This window comes from Sphingomonas xinjiangensis (assembly GCF_014199255.1).
Taxonomy (GTDB): Bacteria; Pseudomonadota; Alphaproteobacteria; order Sphingomonadales; family Sphingomonadaceae; genus Sphingomonas; species Sphingomonas xinjiangensis.
On the sequence record NZ_JACIJF010000002.1, the window covers coordinates 165004 to 183912 of the forward strand.

Sequence of the window (18909 nt, forward strand, 5' to 3'; positions counted from 1 at the left end):
CACCCGCCCGCGCAAACCGCGCAAACGAAAAAGGCCGCCCCTTGCGGGACGGCCCTTTTTGTCTTCGCAAACAGATCCTGGGACTTAGCCCATGATCTCCTGCTCGAGCTTCTTCGCCATCTCTTCGATGTTCTCCGGCGGCCAGCCCGGGATTTCCATCCCCAGACGCAGGCCCATCGACGACAGCACTTCCTTGATTTCGTTCAAGGACTTGCGGCCGAAGTTCGGAGTCCGCAGCATCTCGGCCTCGGTCTTCTGGACCAGGTCGCCGATATAGATGATGTTGTCGTTCTTCAGGCAGTTCGCCGAACGCACCGACAGTTCCAGCTCGTCCACCTTCTTGAGGAGGTAACGGTTGATCTGCGCGGTATCGCCACCGGATTCCGGCGCGGCGGACGGAACGCCGCCAACCTGAACCGGCGCCTGACGGGTGACCGCCGAGTCGTCGAAGTGCACGAACAGCGCCAGCTGGTCCTGAAGGATGCGCGCGGCATAGGCCACGGCGTCTTCCGGGGTGATGGTGCCGTCAGTCTCGATCGACAGCGTCAGCTTGTCGTAATCCAGCTCCTGCCCGACGCGGGTGTTCTCGACCTTGTACGACACCTGGCGAACCGGGCTGTACAGCGCGTCGACCGGGATCAGGCCGATCGGCGCATCGGCGGGACGGTTCGACGCGGCGGGAACATAGCCCTTACCCACATCGGCGGTCAGCTCCATGTTGAGCGTCGCGCCCTCGTCCAGGTGACAGATCACCAGTTCGGGGTTCATCACTTCGATGTCGCCGGAAACGGCGATGTCGCCGGCCTTCACTTCGGTCGGGCCGGTCGCGGAGAGCTGCAGGCGCTTGGCGCCTTCACCCTGCATGCGAATGGCGATCTGCTTCACGTTCAGGACGATGTCCGTCACGTCTTCGCGCACGCCGGCGAGCGAGGAGAATTCGTGCAGCACGTTCTCGATCTTGATCGAGGTGACCGCAGCGCCCTGAAGCGATGAGAGCAGCACGCGGCGCAGTGCGTTTCCAAGCGTAAGGCCGAAGCCGCGCTCGAGCGGTTCGGCCACAAAGGTCGACTTGCGCTTGGAGTCGCCACCCGCCTTCTTTTCAAGGCCGGTTGGCTTCTTGAGTTCCTGCCAGTTCTTAGCGTTGACCGACACGGGCTTTCCTCATGTTTGGGCAGGCTGGGGCGGCCTGCCAGAAAATAACTGCCGACCGCTGGCCCGCCCCCGGGCCAACGGTTCGAGCAGGGCAGATCAGACGCGACGGCGCTTCGACGGACGAACGCCGTTGTGCGGGATCGAAGTCACGTCGCGGATGGACGTGATCTGGAAACCAACTGCCTGGAGGGCGCGCAGCGCGCTCTCACGGCCCGAACCCGGGCCCTTCACTTCCACTTCCAGGGTACGCACGCCGTGCTCGGCTGCCTTGCGGCCTGCGTCCTCTGCGGCAACCTGGGCCGCGTAAGGGGTCGACTTACGCGAACCCTTGAAGCCCATCATGCCGGCCGACGACCAGGAGATCGCGTTGCCCTGTGCGTCGGTGATGGTGATCATGGTGTTATTGAAGCTGGCGTTCACATGGGCGACGCCAGAGGTGATGTTCTTACGCTCGCGACGGCGAAGGCGCTGCGGTGCTTGTGCCATTTACTTGGAAATCCTTCGAAAAGCGAAGAGCAGGCGGGCCGCGTGTGCGCGGCCCAGCGGCTTACTTCTTCTTACCTGCGATCGGCTTTGCCTTGCCCTTGCGGGTGCGCGCATTGGTATGCGTGCGCTGGCCACGAACCGGCAGACCCTTGCGGTGACGCAGGCCGCGATAGCAGGCCAGGTCCATCAGGCGCTTGATGTTCATCGCGGTTTCGCGACGAAGGTCACCCTCGACGGTGTGATCGGCGTCGATCGTCTCGCGGATCTGCAGCACTTCCTGATCGCTCAGGTCCTGCACGCGACGCTCGATGGCGATGCCCAGCTTTTCGGTGATTTCCTTGGCCTTGGTCGGACCAATGCCGTGGATATATTGAAGCGCGATCAGAACGCGCTTGTTGGTCGGGATGTTTACACCCGCAATACGTGCCATGAACTTTGTTCTCCCAGCTCCACAAGGCGCCGCATGGCAGCACACGCCTCATCTCGTAGCGTTAATTCCGGACCGCAGCTGAGACAAACGGCGCGCGAACACGCCAAGCAAACAACTGCTATTCGGAAGAAGGGCGACATATGCAGCCGCCGCCATGCTGTCAAGCGTGGCAGGCCGGAAAAACGGAACCCGATTCATACACGATCGTTGCGCGCCCGCCAAGCGGCTGGTGCGCGGCCGGCCCCGGATCATCACGGGCCCCTGCGGTGTCTCGGGATCGATAAGAAACGGGACGGCTGGCGGATAGAGGAGAAACCGCCGGCCATCTTTCCGGTACCGGGGCGAGGGCACCGGAGCACAGCAACTTACTTTCGGATCGTGTCCCGGTCGTGGTGACCTTGGTCGTTTTCACGGTGTTCGCCTTGGCGCCTTGGCGGTGTGTGGGGGTCTTGGTGACCCTGGGTCTCGCTCAATTGGCTGCGCATAGCAGCATGCTCGATGCCGCTGCCGCGCGGATCGGCGGCCCCGCCTGCGCCCAGGTCGACAGGCTCCGCGCCCCGTTCAGATAATGCAATGTGCCGCTCAGATACGCCTCGAACTCGCTTATGCCTACGCCCTGCCCGTCCACGAAGCGGCGCAGCCGTAGCGGATCGCATCCCGGCGCATTCAGCCCTTCTGTGACCAGCGTCGCCGACTGTATCCCTGCACTGGCGAGCAGTGCGGGCGCTGCGGGATGGAAGCTGCCGCTGGGGTAAACAAAAGTGGGTAGGCTCAGCCCCGCCGCTCACGCCTTTCAGGAAGGCGCGATTCTGCGCAACCTCCTCCGCAAGCCGCCCGACCTGGCTCTGCACATCGATATGGCGATGGGTGTGCAGTTGCAGGTCGAGTCCTCGGGCGCGCGCCGCGGCCAGCTCGCCGCGCTGCATCAGGTGGAACTGGCGCAGCCTCAGCCACGCTTCGTCCACGCCCGCGTCTCGGCCCAACGCTCTCAGCGCATTCAACCGCTCGGCTTCGGGAAGTGCTTCGATGCGCCGGATCGCCGCGCGCCTGGAATGAAGGCCATGGCCTGCCTGGGCGAGCATATGATCCGCTGCCACGTTCATTACCGGCAGGTCGCGCTCGGCGTACCAGCTCGTCACGTACAGCGTTGCGGGAAACCCATATCGCTCCAGGATCGGCAGCATATGGGTAAAGGTCGACGCCCAGCCATCGTCGATGGTGATCACCACCGCCCCAGGCGGCAGGTCGTTCGCAGCCATTCGCGCCACGGCTTCGCCCAGTGCGAGGACGGGTCGCCTCGACCGAGCGAGCCGCGCCATCCGCGCCTCGAACAGGTCCGGCGTCATGAACAGGCATGATCCATGCGGCCGCCCGGGCAAAAGCCAGAGCCCATGATAGCACAGGATGCGCAATTGCCGGGCCGTCATCACGTCGGCGAGACGCGAAAGGCCGCTATGCGCGGCAAAGGTCAACGCGGCACGCTTTGCCCACATGGTAAAAACCCCCCGCCGGTGCGCAGCCCACCGGCGAGGGATAGTTGTCCTGGAGATTCGTTAAACCGGCGTAAGCGACGCCCAAGCCATTGATCGCGTTGGCCAAATCACCATTTTGGCGACGCGGCGATCATCGTTTTCCGCGTCGACCAGATAGTGGCCAGCGCCTCAGCCTTGGGCCGCCCCATCCAGCACTGCATCGATCTGCCGAGTCACTTCATCCATGTCGGCCATCCCATCGACATGCCGCACCAGACCCCTGGCTTCATAGAAAGGCAGGATCGGCGCCGTCTTCGCCCGATACTCCGCCATCCGCGTCCGCACCGTTTCGGCATTGTCGTCCGGCCGCCGCTTGAACTCATGGCTCCCGCACACATCACAGGTATCCGCAACTACAGGCTGCTTGAACGTGTCGTGATATCCCGCCCCGCACTTGGCGCAGGTAAACCGCCCGGTGATCCGCTCGACCAGCGCGTCCTCATCGACATGCAGTTCGATCACATAGTCCAGCTTGCGCCCACGCTCGGTAAGCAGTGCCTCAAGCGATTCCGCCTGTGCCGAAGTGCGCGGATAGCCATCGAAGATCGCGCCCGTAGCAGTGTCGGCCATGTCGAGCCGCTCACCGATGATGCCCGACACGATTTCGTCGGACACCAACTCGCCGGCTTCCATGACAGCCTTGGCCTTAATGCCGGTCGGCGTTCCCGCCTTCACCGCCGCACGCAGCATGTCGCCGGTCGACAGCTGCACCATGCCGCGCGCCGCCTCCAGACGACTCGCCTGAGTGCCCTTGCCCGCGCCCGGAGGGCCCAACAGGATGATGTTCAACGCAACTTACCCCTTCGATGCGCGCGCGCCTGTTAGCGCGTCCGACCCTTCAGCTTCGCCTTCTTGATCAGGTCGCCATACTGGTGCGCCAGCAGGTGCGACTGGATCTGCGTCACTGTATCCATCGTTACGTTGACCACGATCAGAAGGCTAGTGCCACCCATCAGGAAGGTCCCGCCCAACGATGAGATCGCGAACTCGGGCACCAGACAGATAAAGGTCAGGTACGCGGCGCCGATCACGGTGATGCGCGTCAGCACATAGTCGAAATAGCTCTCGGTGTTCTTGCCCGGACGGATGCCGGGGATGAAGCCGCCATGCCGCTTGAGATTGTCAGCGGTTTCTTCCGGATTGAACACGACGGCGGTGTAGAAGAACGAGAAGAAAATGATGCCGAAGCCATAGAGCGCCATGTACAGCGGCGAGCCGTGACGCAGCCAGGTGTTCAGGTTGATCACCAGGTCGCCCATGAAGCTCTCGCCCGCGGTGGCCTGGCCGGCGAACTGAGTGATCGTCAGCGGCAGCAGCAGCAGCGACGAAGCGAAGATCGGCGGGATCACACCGGCTGTGTTCAGCTTGAGCGGCAAATGGCTGCGCTCGGCCTGCACGCCGCGCGCGGTCTGGCGCTTGGGATATTGGATCAGGATGCGGCGCTGCGCGCGCTCCATGAAGCAGATGAACAGCACCAAGCCGACGACCGCCACCAGGATCAGGATCAGGCGCAGCGGATCGATCGTGCCGGTACGGCCGCTCTCGAACAGCTGCACCATGGTGGTCGGCAGGCGGGCGACGATGCCGGCCATGATGATCAGCGAGATGCCGTTGCCGATGCCGCGACTGGTGATCTGCTCACCGATCCACATCAGGAACAGCGTACCGCCGACCAGCGACACGACGGCGCCGACGCGGAACAGCATGCCCGGCTCGATCACCGGCTGCAGGCCCTGAGCCGCGCCGAAGCTTTCCAGCCCGACGGCGATGAACCAGCCCTGCACCGCCGTCAGCGCGACCGTGCCGTAGCGGGTATACTGGTTCAACCGCTTGCGGCCGCTCTCGCCTTCCTTCTTGATGGCGTTCAGCTGAGGCGACAGCGACGTCGCGAGTTGCACCACGATCGACGCGGTAATGTACGGCATCACACCCAGCGCTACGACCGACATGCGATTGAGCGCGCCGCCGGTGAAATTGTTGAAGAAGTCGAGCACACCGCCCTGGGTCTGCTGCGCGAGCAGGTTCAGCTGGGTCGGGTCAACGCCAGGCAGCGGCACATAGCTGAGCAACCGGAAGACGATCAGCGCGCCGATCGTGAACCATAGGCGCTTCTTGAGTTCGGTCGCCTTGCCAAACTTGGACAGGCTGATGCTGGAGGCGAGTTGATCGGCTGCGGATGCCATGTGCGAATCTGTCCTGGAAACCAAAACGGCGGGAAAGCGTTCAATCGCCCCCGCCGCTCATATAGGGCTTGATGCCCTCTGGGCAATCTGTTCCCCGGTAAAGCCTGGGGACAGTTGCAGGCGGCCGGAAAACCTCGCCCCGACAAGTCGGGGCGAAGCAAGATCAGCCCTGGATCGCGGCCTTTTTGGCGGCCTGCGTCGTGCGGTGCTTGGCCTTGTGCTTGTCAGCAGCCGGCACGATTTCCGGCACGGTCACCGAACCGCCAGCCTTTTCGACTGCCTCGCGAGCACCCTTCGAAACGCCCGCAACGGTGAAGCTCAGCTTTGCCGTCAGTTCACCCTTGCCGAGCAGGCGAACGCCGTCCTTGCCACCACGAGCCAGGCCAACGGCCTTCAGCGCATCATGGTCGATGTCGGTCGCGGTCAGACGGCCCGAGTCGATCACCTTTTGGATCTCACCCAGGTTCACCTCGGCATAGTCCTTGGCGAAGATGTTGTTGAAGCCGCGCTTCGGGATGCGCATGTGGAGCGGCATCTGGCCGCCTTCGAAGCCCTTGATCGAGACGCCGCTGCGGCTCTTCTGACCCTTCTGGCCGCGGCCACCGGTTTTGCCGAGACCCGAACCGATACCGCGGCCGACGCGGACGCGGCCCTGGCGGGCACCCTGATTATCGCGGAGATCGTTCAACTTCATGATGTGCACTCGCTTTCGCTTTTGTCGCGCTGATGGACGTTGGTTTAAACTGGAAAGGGGGCCGCTTAGCCCCCTTCCCCCGGTTTGTCACCGGTAATCTGTCACCTGGACGAGGCGAAGAAGGCTCAGCCCTCGACGATCTCGACCATGTGCGGCAGCTTGCGGATCATGCCACGAACTTCTGGCGTGTCCTCAAGCTCGCTGACCTTGTGCATCTTGTTGAGGCCAAGGCCGATCAGCGTTGCGCGCTGATCCTTGGTGCGGCGGATCGGCGAACCGGTCTGCTTGATCTTGATGGTTGCCATGATCTGTTACTCCGCGATCGCTGCGGCATCTGCCTCGGCGGTCTGCGAACCACCGCGGCCGAGCAGGTCGGCGATCTTCTTGCCGCGCCGCTGAGCGACCGACTTCGGCGAAGTCTGTTCGTTCAGCGCCTCAAAGGTGGCGCGGATCATGTTGTACGGGTTGGACGTACCGACCGACTTGGTCACCACGTCGGCGACGCCCAGGCTCTCGAAGATGGCGCGCATCGGGCCACCCGCGATGATGCCGGTACCGGCAGGCGCCGTACGAAGCGTCACGCGGCCGGCACCGAAGTGGCCATTGCCGTCGTGATGAAGCGTGCGGCCTTCCTTCAGCGGAATGCGGACCATCGTCTTCTTGGCAGCTGCGGTCGCCTTGGAGATGGCTTCCGGCACTTCGCGTGCCTTGCCATGACCGAAGCCGACACGCCCCTTGCCATCGCCCACGACGACCAGCGCTGCGAAGCCGAAGCGCTTACCGCCCTTCACCGTCTTCGAGACGCGGTTGATGTGAACCAGCTTCTCGATCAGCTCTTCGCCGCCGTCATCGGCGCCGCGCGGGCCACCGCGATTGTCCCGGCCACCACGACCGCCGTCGCGGCCACCACGACCACCACCGCCGCCCGGGCCGCCACGGCCACGGCCACCGCCGCCACCGGGACCGCCGCGGCCACGGCCGCCGCCCTGATAACCGCCGTCCTGCGCCGGAGCGCTGGCTTCCGCGGGAGCGGCCGAGCCGCCAGCTTCTGGCGTGTTGTTCTCGTCAGCCATCTTTAGAACTCCAATCCGCTCTCACGCGCGGCATCCGCCAGCGCCTTGACGCGACCATGGTAGAGGAAGCCACCGCGGTCGAACACGACCTGGGTGATGCCGGCGGCCTTGGCAGCCTCGGCAACGCGCTTACCCACTTCCTGCGCCGCCGCGATGGTCGCGCCGGTGGAGCCGCGCACGTCCTTCTCGAGGGTGGAAGCAGCGGCCACCGTGCGGCCTGCGGCGTCGTCGATCACCTGGGCATAGATGTGCTTGCCCGAGCGATGGATCGACAGGCGCGGACGGCCACCAGCACGCGCACGAAGCGCGGTACGGTTGCGGCGGCGACGCTTCTCGAAAAGCGAAAGACCCTTGGTGCTGATCACTTCTTCTTCCCTTCCTTACGGAAGATGAACTCGCCGTCGTACTTGATGCCCTTGCCCTTATACGGCTCAGGCTTCCGCCAGCGGCGAATCTCGGCCGCAATCTGGCCGACCTTCTGCTTGTCGATACCCGAGATCTCGACCGTGGTCTGATCAGGGGTCTTGATCTCGATACCTTCCGGCACGTCGATGTTCACGTCGTGCGAATAGCCGAGCTGGAGCTTGAGCACCTTGCCCTGCGACGCAGCGCGATAACCAACGCCGGTGATCACGAGCTTCTTGGTAAAGCCCTCGGTCACGCCGGTGATCAGGTTCTGGACCAGCGTGCGCTGCATGCCCCAAAAGGCACGCGCCGCCTTGGTCTCGTTCGCCGGCTTCACGAGGATGCCGTCATTTTCGAGCGTGTAGCTGATCTCGTCGCGCAGGTTGAGCGAAAGGGCGCCCTTGGGGCCCTTCACGTTCAGCACGCGATTGTCGATCGAGGCGGTAACGCCTGCCGGTACGGAAACCGGCTTCTTACCGATGCGGCTCATCAGAACACCTCCGCGAGCACTTCGCCGCCTACATTCTGTTCGCGCGCTTCGGCGTCGGACAGAACGCCACGCGGCGTCGAGACGATCGTAATGCCCAGGCCATTGCGAACGCGCGGAAGCTCCTGCGAGCCCGAATACACGCGGCGGCCGGGCTTCGAGACGCGGGCGACATGCTTGATCGCCGGCTGGCCCTCGAAATATTTGAGCTCGATGCGGATGCCCGCTGCCGGACCCATCTGCTCTTCGGAATAACCGCGGATATAGCCTTCGCGCTGGAGCACGTCGAGGACGCGGACACGCAGCTTCGACGCAGGGGTCAGGACGGAGTCCTTCTTCGCGCGCTGGCCGTTGCGGATGCGGGTGAGCATATCACCCAGGGGATCGGTCACTGCCATCTTCGTGATCCTTACCAGCTCGACTTGGTGACACCGGGGATCAGGCCCTTGTTGGCCAGATCACGGAACATCACACGAGCGAGACGGAACTTGCGGTAATAAGCGCGCGGCCGGCCGGAGAGTTCGCAACGGTTGCGAACCCGACCCGGGTTACCGTTGCGCGGGATCTCCGCCATCTTGAGGCGCGCGATGAGACGCTCGGTCTCATCCACGCTCTCGTCGTTCGCGATCGCCTTCAGCTTCGCATACTTGCCGGCGTACTTCTTCACCAGCAGCTTACGACGCTCATTCTTGTTCACGGAACTCAGTTTCGCCATGACTTAAGTTCTCTTTCCCTTACGCTGCCTGCTTCGCTTCGCCGTCCGCATCCTGCGGGAACGGGAAGCCGAAGAGACGGAGGAGCTCGCGAGCCTCTTCGTCGGTCTTTGCGGTGGTGGTGACGATCACGTCCATGCCGCGCACCTTGTCGATGCGGTCATAGTTGATCTCGGGGAACACGAGCTGTTCCTTCAGGCCACAGGCATAGTTGCCACGACCGTCGAACGACTTCGGGTTCAGGCCGCGGAAGTCGCGGACGCGCGGCAGCGCGATCGTGACGAAGCGGTCGAGGAACTCGTACATGCGCTCGCGGCGAAGGGTAACCTTCACGCCGATCGGCATGCCTTCGCGCAGCTTGAACTGCGCGATCGACTTCTTCGCCTTGGTGATCACCGGCTTCTGTCCCGCGATCAGCTCCATTTCAGAAGCGGCCTGATCGACCTTCTTCTTGTCCTGGGTGGCTTCGCCAACGCCCATGTTCAGCACGATCTTGTCGAGCCGGGGCACTTCCATGACGTTCTTGTAGCCGAACTTCTCGGTCATCGCCTTGGCGATGGTCTCGTCGTACAGCTTCCGCATACGCGGCGTGTAGTTGTCAGCCATTGATGACATCCCCGGTCTTGACGGCCACGCGGACCTTCTTGCCGTCACGCTCTTCGAAGCGGACGCGCGTAGGCTTGCCGTCGGCGGTCACGTGCGCGACCTTTGAAACGTCCATCGGCGCTTCCGAGCGCTCCAGGCCACCCTGCGGGTTGGTCTGGCTCGGCTTCTTGTGGCGAACCGCCACGTTGATGCCCGAAACGACGACCTTGCCGTCCTTGGGCAGCGACTTGACGACCTCACCGGTACGTCCCTTGTCCTTACCGGACAGGACGATAACCTGGTCGCCCTTCTTGATCTTGGCAGCAGCCATCACAGCACCTCGGGGGCGAGCGAAATGATCTTCATGAAGCCCTTCGAGCGGAGCTCGCGGACCACCGGGCCAAAGATACGAGTGCCGATCGGCTCCTCGTTCTTGTTGACCAGCACCGCGGCATTGCCGTCGAAGCGGATCACCGAACCGTCGGTACGACGGACGTCCTTGGCGGTGCGGACGATCACAGCGCGGTGAACGTCGCCCTTCTTCACGCGGCCGCGGGGTGCGGCCTCCTTCACGCTGACGACGATCACGTCGCCAACGCCGGCAAAGCGGCGCTTAGAGCCGCCCAGCACCTTGATGCACTGCACCCGCTTCGCGCCGCTGTTGTCTGCGACGTCGAGATTGGATTGCATCTGGATCATTGATCCGGTTCCTTCTCGTTCGGCCTACCGGGACCAGTGTAGTTCTGGCCCGGCGGTTCCAGTTAAAGCCGTTAGGCCCTTGGTTAGGCGATGTCGGCCCGCTCGGGGGTCGCGTGGGTGTTAACCCGCTCGATCACCTTCCAGGTCTTCAGCTTGGAGATCGGCGCGGTCTCTTCGATGCGCACGGTCTCACCCGCCTTATACTCGTTGCCCTCGTCATGGGCATGGTACTTCTTCGAACGACGGATGATCTTGCCATAGAGCGGGTGCTTGACCTTACGCTCCACCAGCACCACCACCGTCTTCTCGCCCTTGTCGGAGACGATCTGCCCCGTCAACACGCGCTTAGGCATGGTTCGCTTCCTTACTTCGCTTCCGAGCGCGAACGCTCGGACTGCAGCGTCTTGATACGGGCGATGTCCCGACGGACTTCCTTGACCCGGCTCGGCTTCTCAAGCTGGCTGGTCGCGGCCTGGAAACGCAAGTTGAATGCCTCGCGCTTCAGGTTGCCAAGCTCGTCGCTCAGCTGATCGTCGGTCTGGGCCCGGAGATCGGTAGCCTTCGTCATTCTATCAACCCTCCAGGTGGGTGGTGTCGCCGAGACGCGCCACGACCTTGACCTTGATCGGCAGCTTCATCGCCGCACGCTCGAACGCTTCCGCGGCGAGCCGACCGGGAACGCCGTCCAGCTCGAACAGGATGCGGCCCGGCTTGACGCGAGCTACCCAGAACTCCGGCGAACCCTTGCCCGAGCCCATGCGGACTTCGGCCGGCTTCGACGAAACCGGAAGATCCGGGAAAATACGGATCCACAAACGCCCCTGGCGCTTGATGTGGCGGGTGATCGCGCGGCGAGCCGCTTCGATCTGGCGAGCGGTGATCCGCTCCGGCTCCATCGCCTTCAGGCCATACGACCCGAAGTTGAGGTCCGTGCCACCCTTGGCGTCGCCATGGATGCGGCCCTTGAAGGCCTTGCGGAACTTGGTGCGCTTAGGTTGCAGCATGTTTCTCTACTCCCTTAGCGGCGATGATCGTCGCGCGCGGGGCGCACGCCGGAGGTCTGAGCCTCCATCATCAACCGGTCCTGCGCCATGGGATCATGACCCAGGATCTCACCCTTAAAGATCCAGACCTTCACGCCGCACACGCCATAGGCGGTGTGCGCAGTCGCGTCGGCATAATCGAGGTTGGCGCGCAGCGTGTGCAGCGGCACCCGGCCCTCGCGATAGCTCTCGTTGCGTGCGATCTCGGCGCCGCCAAGACGGCCGCCGCACATCACGCGGATACCGTCGGCACCCAGGCGCATCGCCGACTGCACCGCGCGCTTCATGGCGCGGCGGAACGCGATGCGGCGCTCCAGCTGGTCGGCAATGCCCTGCGCGACGAGCTTGGCGTCGACTTCGGGCTTGCGGATCTCGACGATGTTCAGGCTCACGTCGGAGCTGGTCATCGCGCCGAGCGTCTTGCGCAGCTTCTCGATGTCGCCACCCTTCTTGCCGATGATCACGCCGGGGCGCGCAGCGAAGATGGAGATGCGGCACAGCTTGGCCGGACGCTCGATGACGACCTTCGAGATCGCGGCCTGCGGCAGCGTCTTGATGATGTACTGGCGGATCTTCAGATCCTCCAGGAGCAGGCGGCCATAATCCGCGCCTTCTGCGAACCAGCGGCTGTCCCACGTCCGGTTGATCTGCAAACGCAGACCGATTGGGTTGCTCTTGTGACCCATTATGCTTCTTCCTGCTCGCGCACGACAATGCGCAGACGGCTGAACGGCTTCAGGATGCGGGTGGACTTGCCACGGCCGCGGGTCGCGAAGCGCTTCATCGTGATCGACTTGCCGACCGACGCCTCGGCAACGACGAGCGCGTCGACGTCGAGGTTGTGGTTGTTCTCGGCGTTGGCGATCGCCGAAGCGAGCACCTTGCGCGCGTCAACCGCCATCGCCTTGGTCGAGAACTGAAGGATGTTCAGCGCGTCGCCGACCTTCTTGCCGCGGATCAGGCCAGCGACCAGGTTCAGCTTCTGCGCCGAACCACGGATCTGCGTGCCGACCGACAGCGCTTCGTTGTCGCCTACGCGACGGGGTGCCTTAGGCTTCGACATCAGCGCTTACCCTTCTTGTCGGCAGCGTGACCGGGGAAGAAGCGGGTGGGAGCGAACTCGCCCAGCTTCATGCCGACCATGTCTTCGTTGACCGACACCGGCACGAACTTGCGGCCGTTGTACACGCTGAAGGTCAGGCCAACGAAGTCCGGCAGGATCGTCGAGCGGCGCGACCAGGTCTTGATCGGCGCGCGCGCATTGGTTTCCTGCGCGGTCTGCGCCTTCTTCAGCAGATGGAGGTCCACGAAAGGACCCTTCCAGACTGAGCGAGCCATGTTAGCCCTTCCTCTTCGTCGAATGACGCGACCGGATGATCATCTTGTCGGTCGACTTGTTGTGACGGGTGCGTGCACCCTTGGTCGGCTTGCCCCATGGCGTGACCGGATGACGGCCGCCCGAGGTCCGGCCTTCACCACCGCCGTGCGGGTGGTCGACCGGGTTCTTGGCGACGCCGCGGGTCAGCGGGCGCTTGCCCAGCCAGCGGTTGCGACCGGCCTTGCCCAGGTTGGTGTTCTGGTTGTCCGGGTTGGACACCGCACCGACCGTGCCCATGCAATTGCCGTGGATATAGCGCTGCTCGCCCGAGTTCAGACGAACAATCACCATGCCCTTGTCGCGGCCGACGACCTGCACGTAGGTGCCTGCCGAACGTGCGATCTGACCGCCCTTGCCCGGCTTCATCTCCACATTGTGGACGATGGTGCCGACCGGCATCGACGCGAGCTCCATGGCATTGCCCGGCTTCACGTCGGTCTTCTGGCCGGCGATCACCTTGTCGCCAACAGCCAGACGCTGCGGAGCGATGATGTAGGCCTGGCTCGGCTTGCCGTCGATCTCGCCATAGTTGACGAGCGCGATGAACGCGGTGCGGTTCGGGTCATATTCGATCCGCTCGACGGTGCCTTCGACGTCCCACAGGCGGCGCTTGAAATCGACGATGCGATAGCGCTGCTTGTGGCCGCCGGCGATGCCGCGCGAGGTCACGTGACCCTTGTTGTTACGGCCACCGGTCTTGGTCTTACCCTCGGTCAGCGACTTGACCGGACGGCCCTTGTACAGGCCCGAACGGTCGATGAGGATGAGACCGCGGACGCCAGGCGACGTCGGGTTGTAATTCTTGAGTGCCATTACGAGTTGACCCCCGAGGTCACGTCGATCTGCTCGCCATCGGCCAGCGTCACGATCGCCTTCTTCATGTCGGAGCGCTTGTAGGGAGCACCCTTCCAGCGCTTGGTCTTGCCCTTCTGGACGATCGTGTTGACGCCGGTCACCTTGACATTCCAGAGCGCCTCGACGGCGGCCTTGATCTCGGGCTTGGTGGCGTCGCCGGCGACCTTGAACACAACCGCGTTGTGCTCGGAGACGAGCGTCGACTTTTCGGTGATGTGCGGCGCGACGATCACGTCATAATGACGGTTGTCGATCGCGGCAGTCTGCTTCTTAGCCATTGAAGCGCGCCTCCAGCTTTTCGACGGCAGCGCGGGTCAGGACCAGCGTGTCGCTCTTCAGGATGTCGTAGACGTTGGCACCGATCGCCGGCAGGACGTTGATGCCCTGCAGGTTGCGCGCCGCCAAGAAACCGCCGGCTTCCGCGTCAATGATCAGCGCCTTCTTGCCGAAGCCCAGAGCAGCGAACTGCGCCTGAAGCTCCTTGGTCTTCTCGCCGGCATTGCCATCGAGGATGATCAGCGAACCCGCCTTGGCGTGGCTCGACAGCGCCATCCGAAGACCCAGCGTGCGGACCTTCTTGTTCAGCGACGGATTGAAGTCCCGGACGCGGGCGCCGTGCGCCTTACCGCCACCGATGAAGATCGGAGCGCGGCGATCGCCGTGACGAGCCGTGCCGCCGCCCTTCTGGCGACCCCACTTCTTGCCCGTACGCGCCACATCCGAACGCTCGCGAGTGCCGCGGGCGGTGCCGCGACGCTTCTCGAGCTGCCACGTCACGACGCGGTGCAGAATGTCGGCGCGCGGCTCGACGGCGAAGATCGCGTCGTTGAGCTCGATGGCGCCCGCTTCTGCGGCGTCGAGGGTTTGAACCTTGACCTGCACTTAGCCCTCCTGGCCTTCGGTAGCTTCCGGAGCAGCCTGGACAGGCGCCTCAGCGGGAGCTTCGTTGCTGTTGGCGACGGCCTTCAGGCCGGCGGGGAACGGCGCAGTCTCGGGACGCGAAACCTTGACGCTGTCCTTGACGAACAACCAGCCACCCTTCGAACCGGGCACGGAGCCCTTCACGAAGATCAGGCCACGCTCGACGTCGGTGCCGACGATCTCGAGGTTCTGCTGGGTGCGATACTTGTCACCCATGTGGCCGGCCATCTTCTTGTTCTTGAAGACCTTGCCCGGATCCTGGCGCTGACCGGTCGAACCGAGCGAACGGTGCGAAACCGAGACGCCGTGGGTGGCACGCAGACCGCCGAAGCCCCAGCGCTTCATGCCGCCCTGGAAGCCCTTACCCTGGGTCTTGCCTTGGATGTCGACATACTGGCCAGCGACATAATGGTCGGCCGAGATCTCGGCGCCCACGTCCAGAAGGCCATCCGCATTGACGCGGAACTCGTGGACCACAGCCTTGGGCTCGACTTCGGCCTTGCCGAAGTGGCCGCGCTGCGGCTTGGAAACGTTCTTGCTCTTCGCCGAACCGGCGCCGAGCTGGACAGCGGTGTAGCCGTCACGATCTTGCTCGCGGACGGAGACGACCTGAACGCCTTCGAGCGCCAGAACGGTGACCGGCACGTGGCGGCCGTCGTCCTGGAACAGGCGGGTCATCCCCAACTTCTTCGCGATCACGCCAGTGCGCATGATCTTATGCTCCTATGCATAGGCACCCGCGGGACCATTCCCCCGGGTGCGTGCCTCAGCCCTGCTTGTAGTGCGAGCCCCCGTCCGGGCTGAACCCTCGCCAAAGCGAGGGAGACGGGGGACGCAGGCCCGGACACTCGTGAGAGGCCGGCGGTATCCCTATGTCGTCATGAGGGCGCCCGCTTGGCGCCCTCCGTTTCTTGCGTCGGATCGGGAAGATCCTGTCGAGAAACCGGCGAATCTCCCACAGGAGACTCGCGAAACTCTTGCGAAGGCGCGCCTTTACGTCAGCACGCCTTCCCTGTCCACCCCTGCCGAAGCGCGGGCGGACAATGAATCAGGCAAGCTTGATTTCGACGTCGACGCCGGCGGCCAGGTCGAGCTTCATCAGCGCGTCAACGGTCTGCGGAGTCGGCTGCACGATGTCGAGCATCCGCTTGTAGGTACGGACTTCGAACTGCTCGCGCGACTTCTTGTCGATGTGCGGACCGCGGAGAACAGTGAACTTCTCCGTCTTGGTCGGCAGCGGAATGGGGCCACGGATAAGCGCGCCGGTGCGGCGCGCGGTGTCGGCGATGTCGCCGGTCGCCTGGTCGAGCACGCGATGATCGAACGCCTTCAGGCGAATGCGGATATTGCTGTCCATAGTCCCTACCGATGCGAAAGAGCGGGCCGCGCGAAACGCGGCTCTTGCTGTTGCGAAAAACCGAAGGGCGGCCTCTACACATCGGGGCCTCCCGGATCAAGCCCCTAAAACCTTGTTCCGCATCGCCCTTCACCCCGCAGCCGCCGGCTTTCGTGCGCGCGCTTGCCTCACCTCTACCTCAGGTCAGGCTCGCAAAACGGCGGATGCAGGGAACGCCCGTCAGGCACTTCAAGGCGTTGGGGTCAGGAGCTGGTTGATGCCCGCCGCCAGGGTTTCCAGCTTGTACGGCTTGCGCAAAATGGGGAATTCGCGCTGATCGGCTGGGATGAATTGCTTGCTGCTGTAGCCACTGGCGAGAAGCACGGGCAAGTCGTGGTTGTCCTGCCTGATCCTCTTGGCGAGATCCAGGCCGCTGATGCCGGGCATGACGATATCCGAGAACACGATGTCGACGTCGTGCGCCTCCAGCAGACGAAGGGCTTGATACCCGTCAACCGCTTCAACGACCTTGCAGCCCAGATCCTCGAGCAACTGGTGGGCGAAATATCGTACATGGTCGCTGTCCTCCACCAACAGGACCTTCAGCCCTTCGGGAAGTGCGATGCTCGACGCGTCGTCCGCTTCTGCGCGAAAAGCTTTGGCCGTGCGAGGGAGCAGGATCTGAACCGTCGTGCCTGTACCCACCTCCGACTCCAGGCGCACCGAGCCGCCAGACTGAACCGCGAAACCGTGGATCTGCGAGAGCCCCAGCCCCGTTCCCTTGCCCGTCGGCTTGGTCGTGAAGAACGGCTCAAACACGCGCTCCAGCTTCTCGGGCGGGATCCCCTCCCCTGTGTCGCCGATCGCAAGGCACACCATGTCTCCATCCGACCCTGACACATTGCTCGTCGAGATGATGATGTGCCCCCCGTTCGGCATGGCGTCACGCGCATTCAAAACCGCGTTCAGGAGCGCAGTTTCCAAGCCGGTCGGATCGATTTCGACGCGCCACAACGCGGGAGAAAGGTTGAGCCGCAGGTCATATTGGTTGCCCAACGTACGCTGAAGCATCTCGGCCATGGCATCCAGGCGCACGCTCAGATCGATGACCTCGGGCTCCAGGGGCTGGCGCCGCGCAAATGCTAGGAGCTGAGAAGTAAGACTGGTTGCCCGCTCCGCCGTTTCCAACATGACGTGCAGGTACCGGTTACGCTTCTCGACCAGCAGGTCGGGCTGCCGCAACAGGAAGTCGGCAGAGCCCCGCATGACGGTCATCAGGTTGTTGAAGTCATGCGCGATGCCCCCCGCGAGCTCTCCAAGCGCTTGCAGCTTCTGGGATTGGAGCAGGGCCGCCTGGGTTTGCCGAAGCTCATCCTGCGCCTTGATCTTTTCACTGATGTCCCGGGTTATCTTCGCGAAGCCGACATGGTCGCCTGCTTCGGTGTAGATCGGATCGATCAGCACATGCGCCCAGAATGGCGATCCATCCTTGCGGACCCGCTGCGCCTCCGCTTCGAACTTACCTTCGCGCAACGCCGTTTCCAGGGCGGACTGCGGCGCCCCGCGGTCGCGATCCGCAGCAGTGTAGAAGCGCGAGAAGTGGTGTCCGATCACCTCGGCCTCTTCATAGCCTTTGATGGCACGGGCCCCGGAGTTCCAGCTGGTTACCCTGCCTTGCCGATCGAGCATGTAGATCGCGTAATCGCGCACGCCCTGCACCAGCATCCGGAACTGCAACTCGCTTTGGTATGTGGCCTGTTCGAGCTGCCGTTTTTCGGTGATGTCTCGCGTAATCTTCGCGAAGCCGACAAGCGATCCGTCCCCCCCCCGGATCGGGTCGATGATGACATTCGCCCAAAAACGGGTTCCATCCTTCCTGACCCTCCAGCCCTCGGCTTCAAAGCGGCTTTCATCCGCAGCGATCTTGAGTGCTCGCGCCGGCAACCCCGCGTCACGGTCTTCTTGCGTGTAGAAACGCGAGAAGTGCTCGCCGATGACCTCCTGCGAAGTGTAGCCTTTGAAGCGTTCGGCGCCCGCATTCCAGGTTACGACCCGGCCATTCGGATCGAGCATATAGATCGCATAGTCCGTAACTGACTCGACCAGCAGCTGGAACCGTCCGTTCGCCGCGTGGTCGTCAAAAGCAGACTCAGCCATGCCCAATCCTAATCTACCCACTGCTCCCAGGCGTCCTGCGGGCGAATCTCGGGCGAATCAAGCTCGTTACGGATCCGCCCGAGCCAAGCGACGGAAGGAGCGCGACCGTGGTAATCTAGATTAAACACGCTACATGCGTTGAACTGGATGGATTACCAGTTTCGCTTGCTGCTGCCACTCGGACAATCGCCCGTGTTCCACGCTTCCGCGCACCTGTTCGTCCGCCCCCGCCTGCGATACGCATTTTATACAGGCATGGAACGCCGTACGTATTTCCACATTGTTGCAGGCGCTCTTGCCGGACGTTAACCCACCCCCTAGTCGCTGGTCGAGGATGCCGTGTCCAAGTCTCTCTTACTGCTGCTCGTGGAAGACGAGCCCATGATCATGCACATCATCGAGGACGCCTTGACGGACGGTGGCTATGAGGTGCTGACGGCTCTTGATGGGTCAGAAGCCTTGGGGCTCATGAAAAAGCATGGTCAGGACGTGGCCGGTATCGTGACGGACATTCGCCTTGGAGGCGAGATGGACGGGTGGGCGGTCGCGCGCCAAGGGCGCGAGCAAAAGCCCGAACTCGCCGTAATATACATGACCGGAGACAGCGCCGCGGACTGGGCCGCCAACGGCGTTCCCAAAAGCGTATTGCTCCAAAAGCCGTTCGCACCGGCGCAGGTCGTGACAGCCATCTCTACGCTGCTGACTGCAACCGACAGCTCCATTCAGGCTGGCTGACCGATCCAGCCGCTTCCTTGGCCCAGACTTTGCTCACGAGCACTC

General features: G+C 63.3%; 29 protein-coding genes. 1 reads left to right on the forward strand and 28 read right to left on the reverse strand.

All coding sequences use genetic code 11. The annotated features are described in order from the left end of the window. Positions 1 to 84: 84 nt before the first annotated feature. The 28 genes from FHT02_RS04135 to FHT02_RS04270 all read right to left on the reverse strand — a co-directional run bounded on the left by FHT02_RS04135 (position 85) and on the right by FHT02_RS04270 (position 18129). On the reverse strand, positions 85 to 1152 hold the full coding sequence (locus tag FHT02_RS04135) for a DNA-directed RNA polymerase subunit alpha (protein WP_184084607.1): 1068 nt from the start codon (positions 1150 to 1152) through the stop codon (positions 85 to 87). A gap of 96 nt (positions 1153 to 1248) precedes the next feature. After that, positions 1249 to 1638 carry a 30S ribosomal protein S11 gene (gene rpsK / locus FHT02_RS04140; RefSeq protein ID WP_184084610.1) on the reverse strand — a complete coding sequence of 130 codons (390 nt, stop codon included), beginning with the start codon at positions 1636 to 1638 and terminating at the stop codon, positions 1249 to 1251. Between the two features lie 61 nt (positions 1639 to 1699). Continuing rightward, positions 1700 to 2068 carry a 30S ribosomal protein S13 gene (rpsM, locus tag FHT02_RS04145; RefSeq protein ID WP_184084613.1) on the reverse strand — a complete coding sequence of 123 codons (369 nt, stop codon included), beginning with the start codon at positions 2066 to 2068 and terminating at the stop codon, positions 1700 to 1702. Positions 2069 to 2433: 365 nt separating this feature from the next. Next, the gene (locus FHT02_RS04150) at positions 2434 to 3561 is read right to left on the reverse strand and encodes a polysaccharide deacetylase family protein (RefSeq protein WP_184084616.1); all 1128 of its coding nucleotides are present in this window, start codon (positions 3559 to 3561) and stop codon (positions 2434 to 2436) included. Between the two features lie 168 nt (positions 3562 to 3729). Further along, complete coding sequence (locus FHT02_RS04155) at positions 3730 to 4389, reverse strand: adenylate kinase (protein ID WP_184084619.1); 660 nt, start codon at positions 4387 to 4389, stop codon at positions 3730 to 3732. Between the two features lie 32 nt (positions 4390 to 4421). Beyond that, positions 4422 to 5783, reverse strand: a complete 1362-nt coding sequence (secY, locus tag FHT02_RS04160; RefSeq protein ID WP_184084622.1) for a preprotein translocase subunit SecY — start codon at positions 5781 to 5783, stop codon at positions 4422 to 4424. 163 nt (positions 5784 to 5946) lie between these two features. Beyond that, the gene (gene rplO, locus FHT02_RS04165; protein ID WP_184084625.1) at positions 5947 to 6477 is read right to left on the reverse strand and encodes a 50S ribosomal protein L15; all 531 of its coding nucleotides are present in this window, start codon (positions 6475 to 6477) and stop codon (positions 5947 to 5949) included. Between the two features lie 125 nt (positions 6478 to 6602). Then, positions 6603 to 6782 carry a 50S ribosomal protein L30 gene (rpmD, locus tag FHT02_RS04170; RefSeq protein WP_221239299.1) on the reverse strand — a complete coding sequence of 60 codons (180 nt, stop codon included), beginning with the start codon at positions 6780 to 6782 and terminating at the stop codon, positions 6603 to 6605. A gap of 6 nt (positions 6783 to 6788) precedes the next feature. Further along, positions 6789 to 7550, reverse strand: coding sequence for a 30S ribosomal protein S5 (gene rpsE / locus FHT02_RS04175; RefSeq protein ID WP_246352180.1), 762 nt, complete (start codon positions 7548 to 7550; stop codon positions 6789 to 6791). A gap of 2 nt (positions 7551 to 7552) precedes the next feature. Continuing rightward, the gene (rplR, locus tag FHT02_RS04180) at positions 7553 to 7912 is read right to left on the reverse strand and encodes a 50S ribosomal protein L18 (RefSeq protein ID WP_184085422.1); all 360 of its coding nucleotides are present in this window, start codon (positions 7910 to 7912) and stop codon (positions 7553 to 7555) included. Then, complete coding sequence (gene rplF, locus FHT02_RS04185; protein ID WP_184084628.1) at positions 7912 to 8445, reverse strand: 50S ribosomal protein L6; 534 nt, start codon at positions 8443 to 8445, stop codon at positions 7912 to 7914. Before rplF ends, rplR begins: the two co-directional genes overlap by 1 nt. Beyond that, positions 8445 to 8840 (reverse strand): 30S ribosomal protein S8, encoded by a 396-nt coding sequence (gene rpsH, locus FHT02_RS04190; RefSeq protein ID WP_184084631.1) that lies wholly within the window; start codon positions 8838 to 8840, stop codon positions 8445 to 8447. The genes rplF and rpsH overlap by 1 nt, the downstream gene beginning before the upstream one ends. Before the next feature lie 11 nt (positions 8841 to 8851). Continuing rightward, positions 8852 to 9157 carry a 30S ribosomal protein S14 gene (rpsN, locus tag FHT02_RS04195; RefSeq protein WP_184084634.1) on the reverse strand — a complete coding sequence of 102 codons (306 nt, stop codon included), beginning with the start codon at positions 9155 to 9157 and terminating at the stop codon, positions 8852 to 8854. Between the two features lie 19 nt (positions 9158 to 9176). Next, the gene (rplE, locus tag FHT02_RS04200; RefSeq protein ID WP_184084637.1) at positions 9177 to 9761 is read right to left on the reverse strand and encodes a 50S ribosomal protein L5; all 585 of its coding nucleotides are present in this window, start codon (positions 9759 to 9761) and stop codon (positions 9177 to 9179) included. Continuing rightward, positions 9754 to 10071 (reverse strand): 50S ribosomal protein L24, encoded by a 318-nt coding sequence (gene rplX / locus FHT02_RS04205; RefSeq protein WP_184084640.1) that lies wholly within the window; start codon positions 10069 to 10071, stop codon positions 9754 to 9756. Before rplX ends, rplE begins: the two co-directional genes overlap by 8 nt. Next, positions 10071 to 10439 carry a 50S ribosomal protein L14 gene (gene rplN, locus FHT02_RS04210; RefSeq protein ID WP_184084643.1) on the reverse strand — a complete coding sequence of 123 codons (369 nt, stop codon included), beginning with the start codon at positions 10437 to 10439 and terminating at the stop codon, positions 10071 to 10073. Before rplN ends, rplX begins: the two co-directional genes overlap by 1 nt. A gap of 83 nt (positions 10440 to 10522) precedes the next feature. Then, on the reverse strand, positions 10523 to 10792 hold the full coding sequence (rpsQ, locus tag FHT02_RS04215) for a 30S ribosomal protein S17 (protein WP_184084646.1): 270 nt from the start codon (positions 10790 to 10792) through the stop codon (positions 10523 to 10525). An 11-nt stretch (positions 10793 to 10803) separates the two neighbouring features. Beyond that, positions 10804 to 11007, reverse strand: coding sequence for a 50S ribosomal protein L29 (gene rpmC, locus FHT02_RS04220; RefSeq protein WP_184084649.1), 204 nt, complete (start codon positions 11005 to 11007; stop codon positions 10804 to 10806). Positions 11008 to 11011: 4 nt separating this feature from the next. Beyond that, entirely contained in the window at positions 11012 to 11443 is a 432-nt protein-coding gene (rplP, locus tag FHT02_RS04225; RefSeq protein WP_184084651.1) for a 50S ribosomal protein L16, read from the reverse strand. 14 nt (positions 11444 to 11457) lie between these two features. Beyond that, positions 11458 to 12168, reverse strand: coding sequence for a 30S ribosomal protein S3 (rpsC, locus tag FHT02_RS04230; protein WP_184084654.1), 711 nt, complete (start codon positions 12166 to 12168; stop codon positions 11458 to 11460). Beyond that, positions 12168 to 12545 carry a 50S ribosomal protein L22 gene (gene rplV, locus FHT02_RS04235; protein WP_184084657.1) on the reverse strand — a complete coding sequence of 126 codons (378 nt, stop codon included), beginning with the start codon at positions 12543 to 12545 and terminating at the stop codon, positions 12168 to 12170. Before rplV ends, rpsC begins: the two co-directional genes overlap by 1 nt. After that, entirely contained in the window at positions 12545 to 12820 is a 276-nt protein-coding gene (rpsS, locus tag FHT02_RS04240; protein ID WP_029936458.1) for a 30S ribosomal protein S19, read from the reverse strand. The genes rplV and rpsS overlap by 1 nt, the downstream gene beginning before the upstream one ends. A 1-nt stretch (position 12821) precedes the next feature. Next, the gene (gene rplB / locus FHT02_RS04245) at positions 12822 to 13673 is read right to left on the reverse strand and encodes a 50S ribosomal protein L2 (protein ID WP_184084660.1); all 852 of its coding nucleotides are present in this window, start codon (positions 13671 to 13673) and stop codon (positions 12822 to 12824) included. Then, the gene (locus FHT02_RS04250) at positions 13673 to 13993 is read right to left on the reverse strand and encodes a 50S ribosomal protein L23 (protein ID WP_184084663.1); all 321 of its coding nucleotides are present in this window, start codon (positions 13991 to 13993) and stop codon (positions 13673 to 13675) included. Before FHT02_RS04250 ends, rplB begins: the two co-directional genes overlap by 1 nt. Then, positions 13986 to 14597, reverse strand: coding sequence for a 50S ribosomal protein L4 (gene rplD, locus FHT02_RS04255; protein ID WP_184084666.1), 612 nt, complete (start codon positions 14595 to 14597; stop codon positions 13986 to 13988). The genes FHT02_RS04250 and rplD overlap by 8 nt, the downstream gene beginning before the upstream one ends. Beyond that, positions 14598 to 15347 carry a 50S ribosomal protein L3 gene (gene rplC / locus FHT02_RS04260; RefSeq protein ID WP_184084668.1) on the reverse strand — a complete coding sequence of 250 codons (750 nt, stop codon included), beginning with the start codon at positions 15345 to 15347 and terminating at the stop codon, positions 14598 to 14600. A 337-nt stretch (positions 15348 to 15684) separates the two neighbouring features. Next, positions 15685 to 15993: a 30S ribosomal protein S10 gene (gene rpsJ, locus FHT02_RS04265; protein WP_184084671.1), complete on the reverse strand. Its 309-nt coding sequence runs from the start codon at positions 15991 to 15993 to the stop codon at positions 15685 to 15687. A gap of 228 nt (positions 15994 to 16221) precedes the next feature. Continuing rightward, positions 16222 to 18129, reverse strand: a complete 1908-nt coding sequence (locus FHT02_RS04270; protein ID WP_184084674.1) for a hybrid sensor histidine kinase/response regulator — start codon at positions 18127 to 18129, stop codon at positions 16222 to 16224. Between the two features lie 339 nt (positions 18130 to 18468). On the opposite strand from FHT02_RS04270, the gene FHT02_RS04275 reads away from it, so the two are divergent. After that, complete coding sequence (locus FHT02_RS04275) at positions 18469 to 18864, forward strand: response regulator (protein WP_184084677.1); 396 nt, start codon at positions 18469 to 18471, stop codon at positions 18862 to 18864. Positions 18865 to 18909 lie beyond the last annotated feature (45 nt).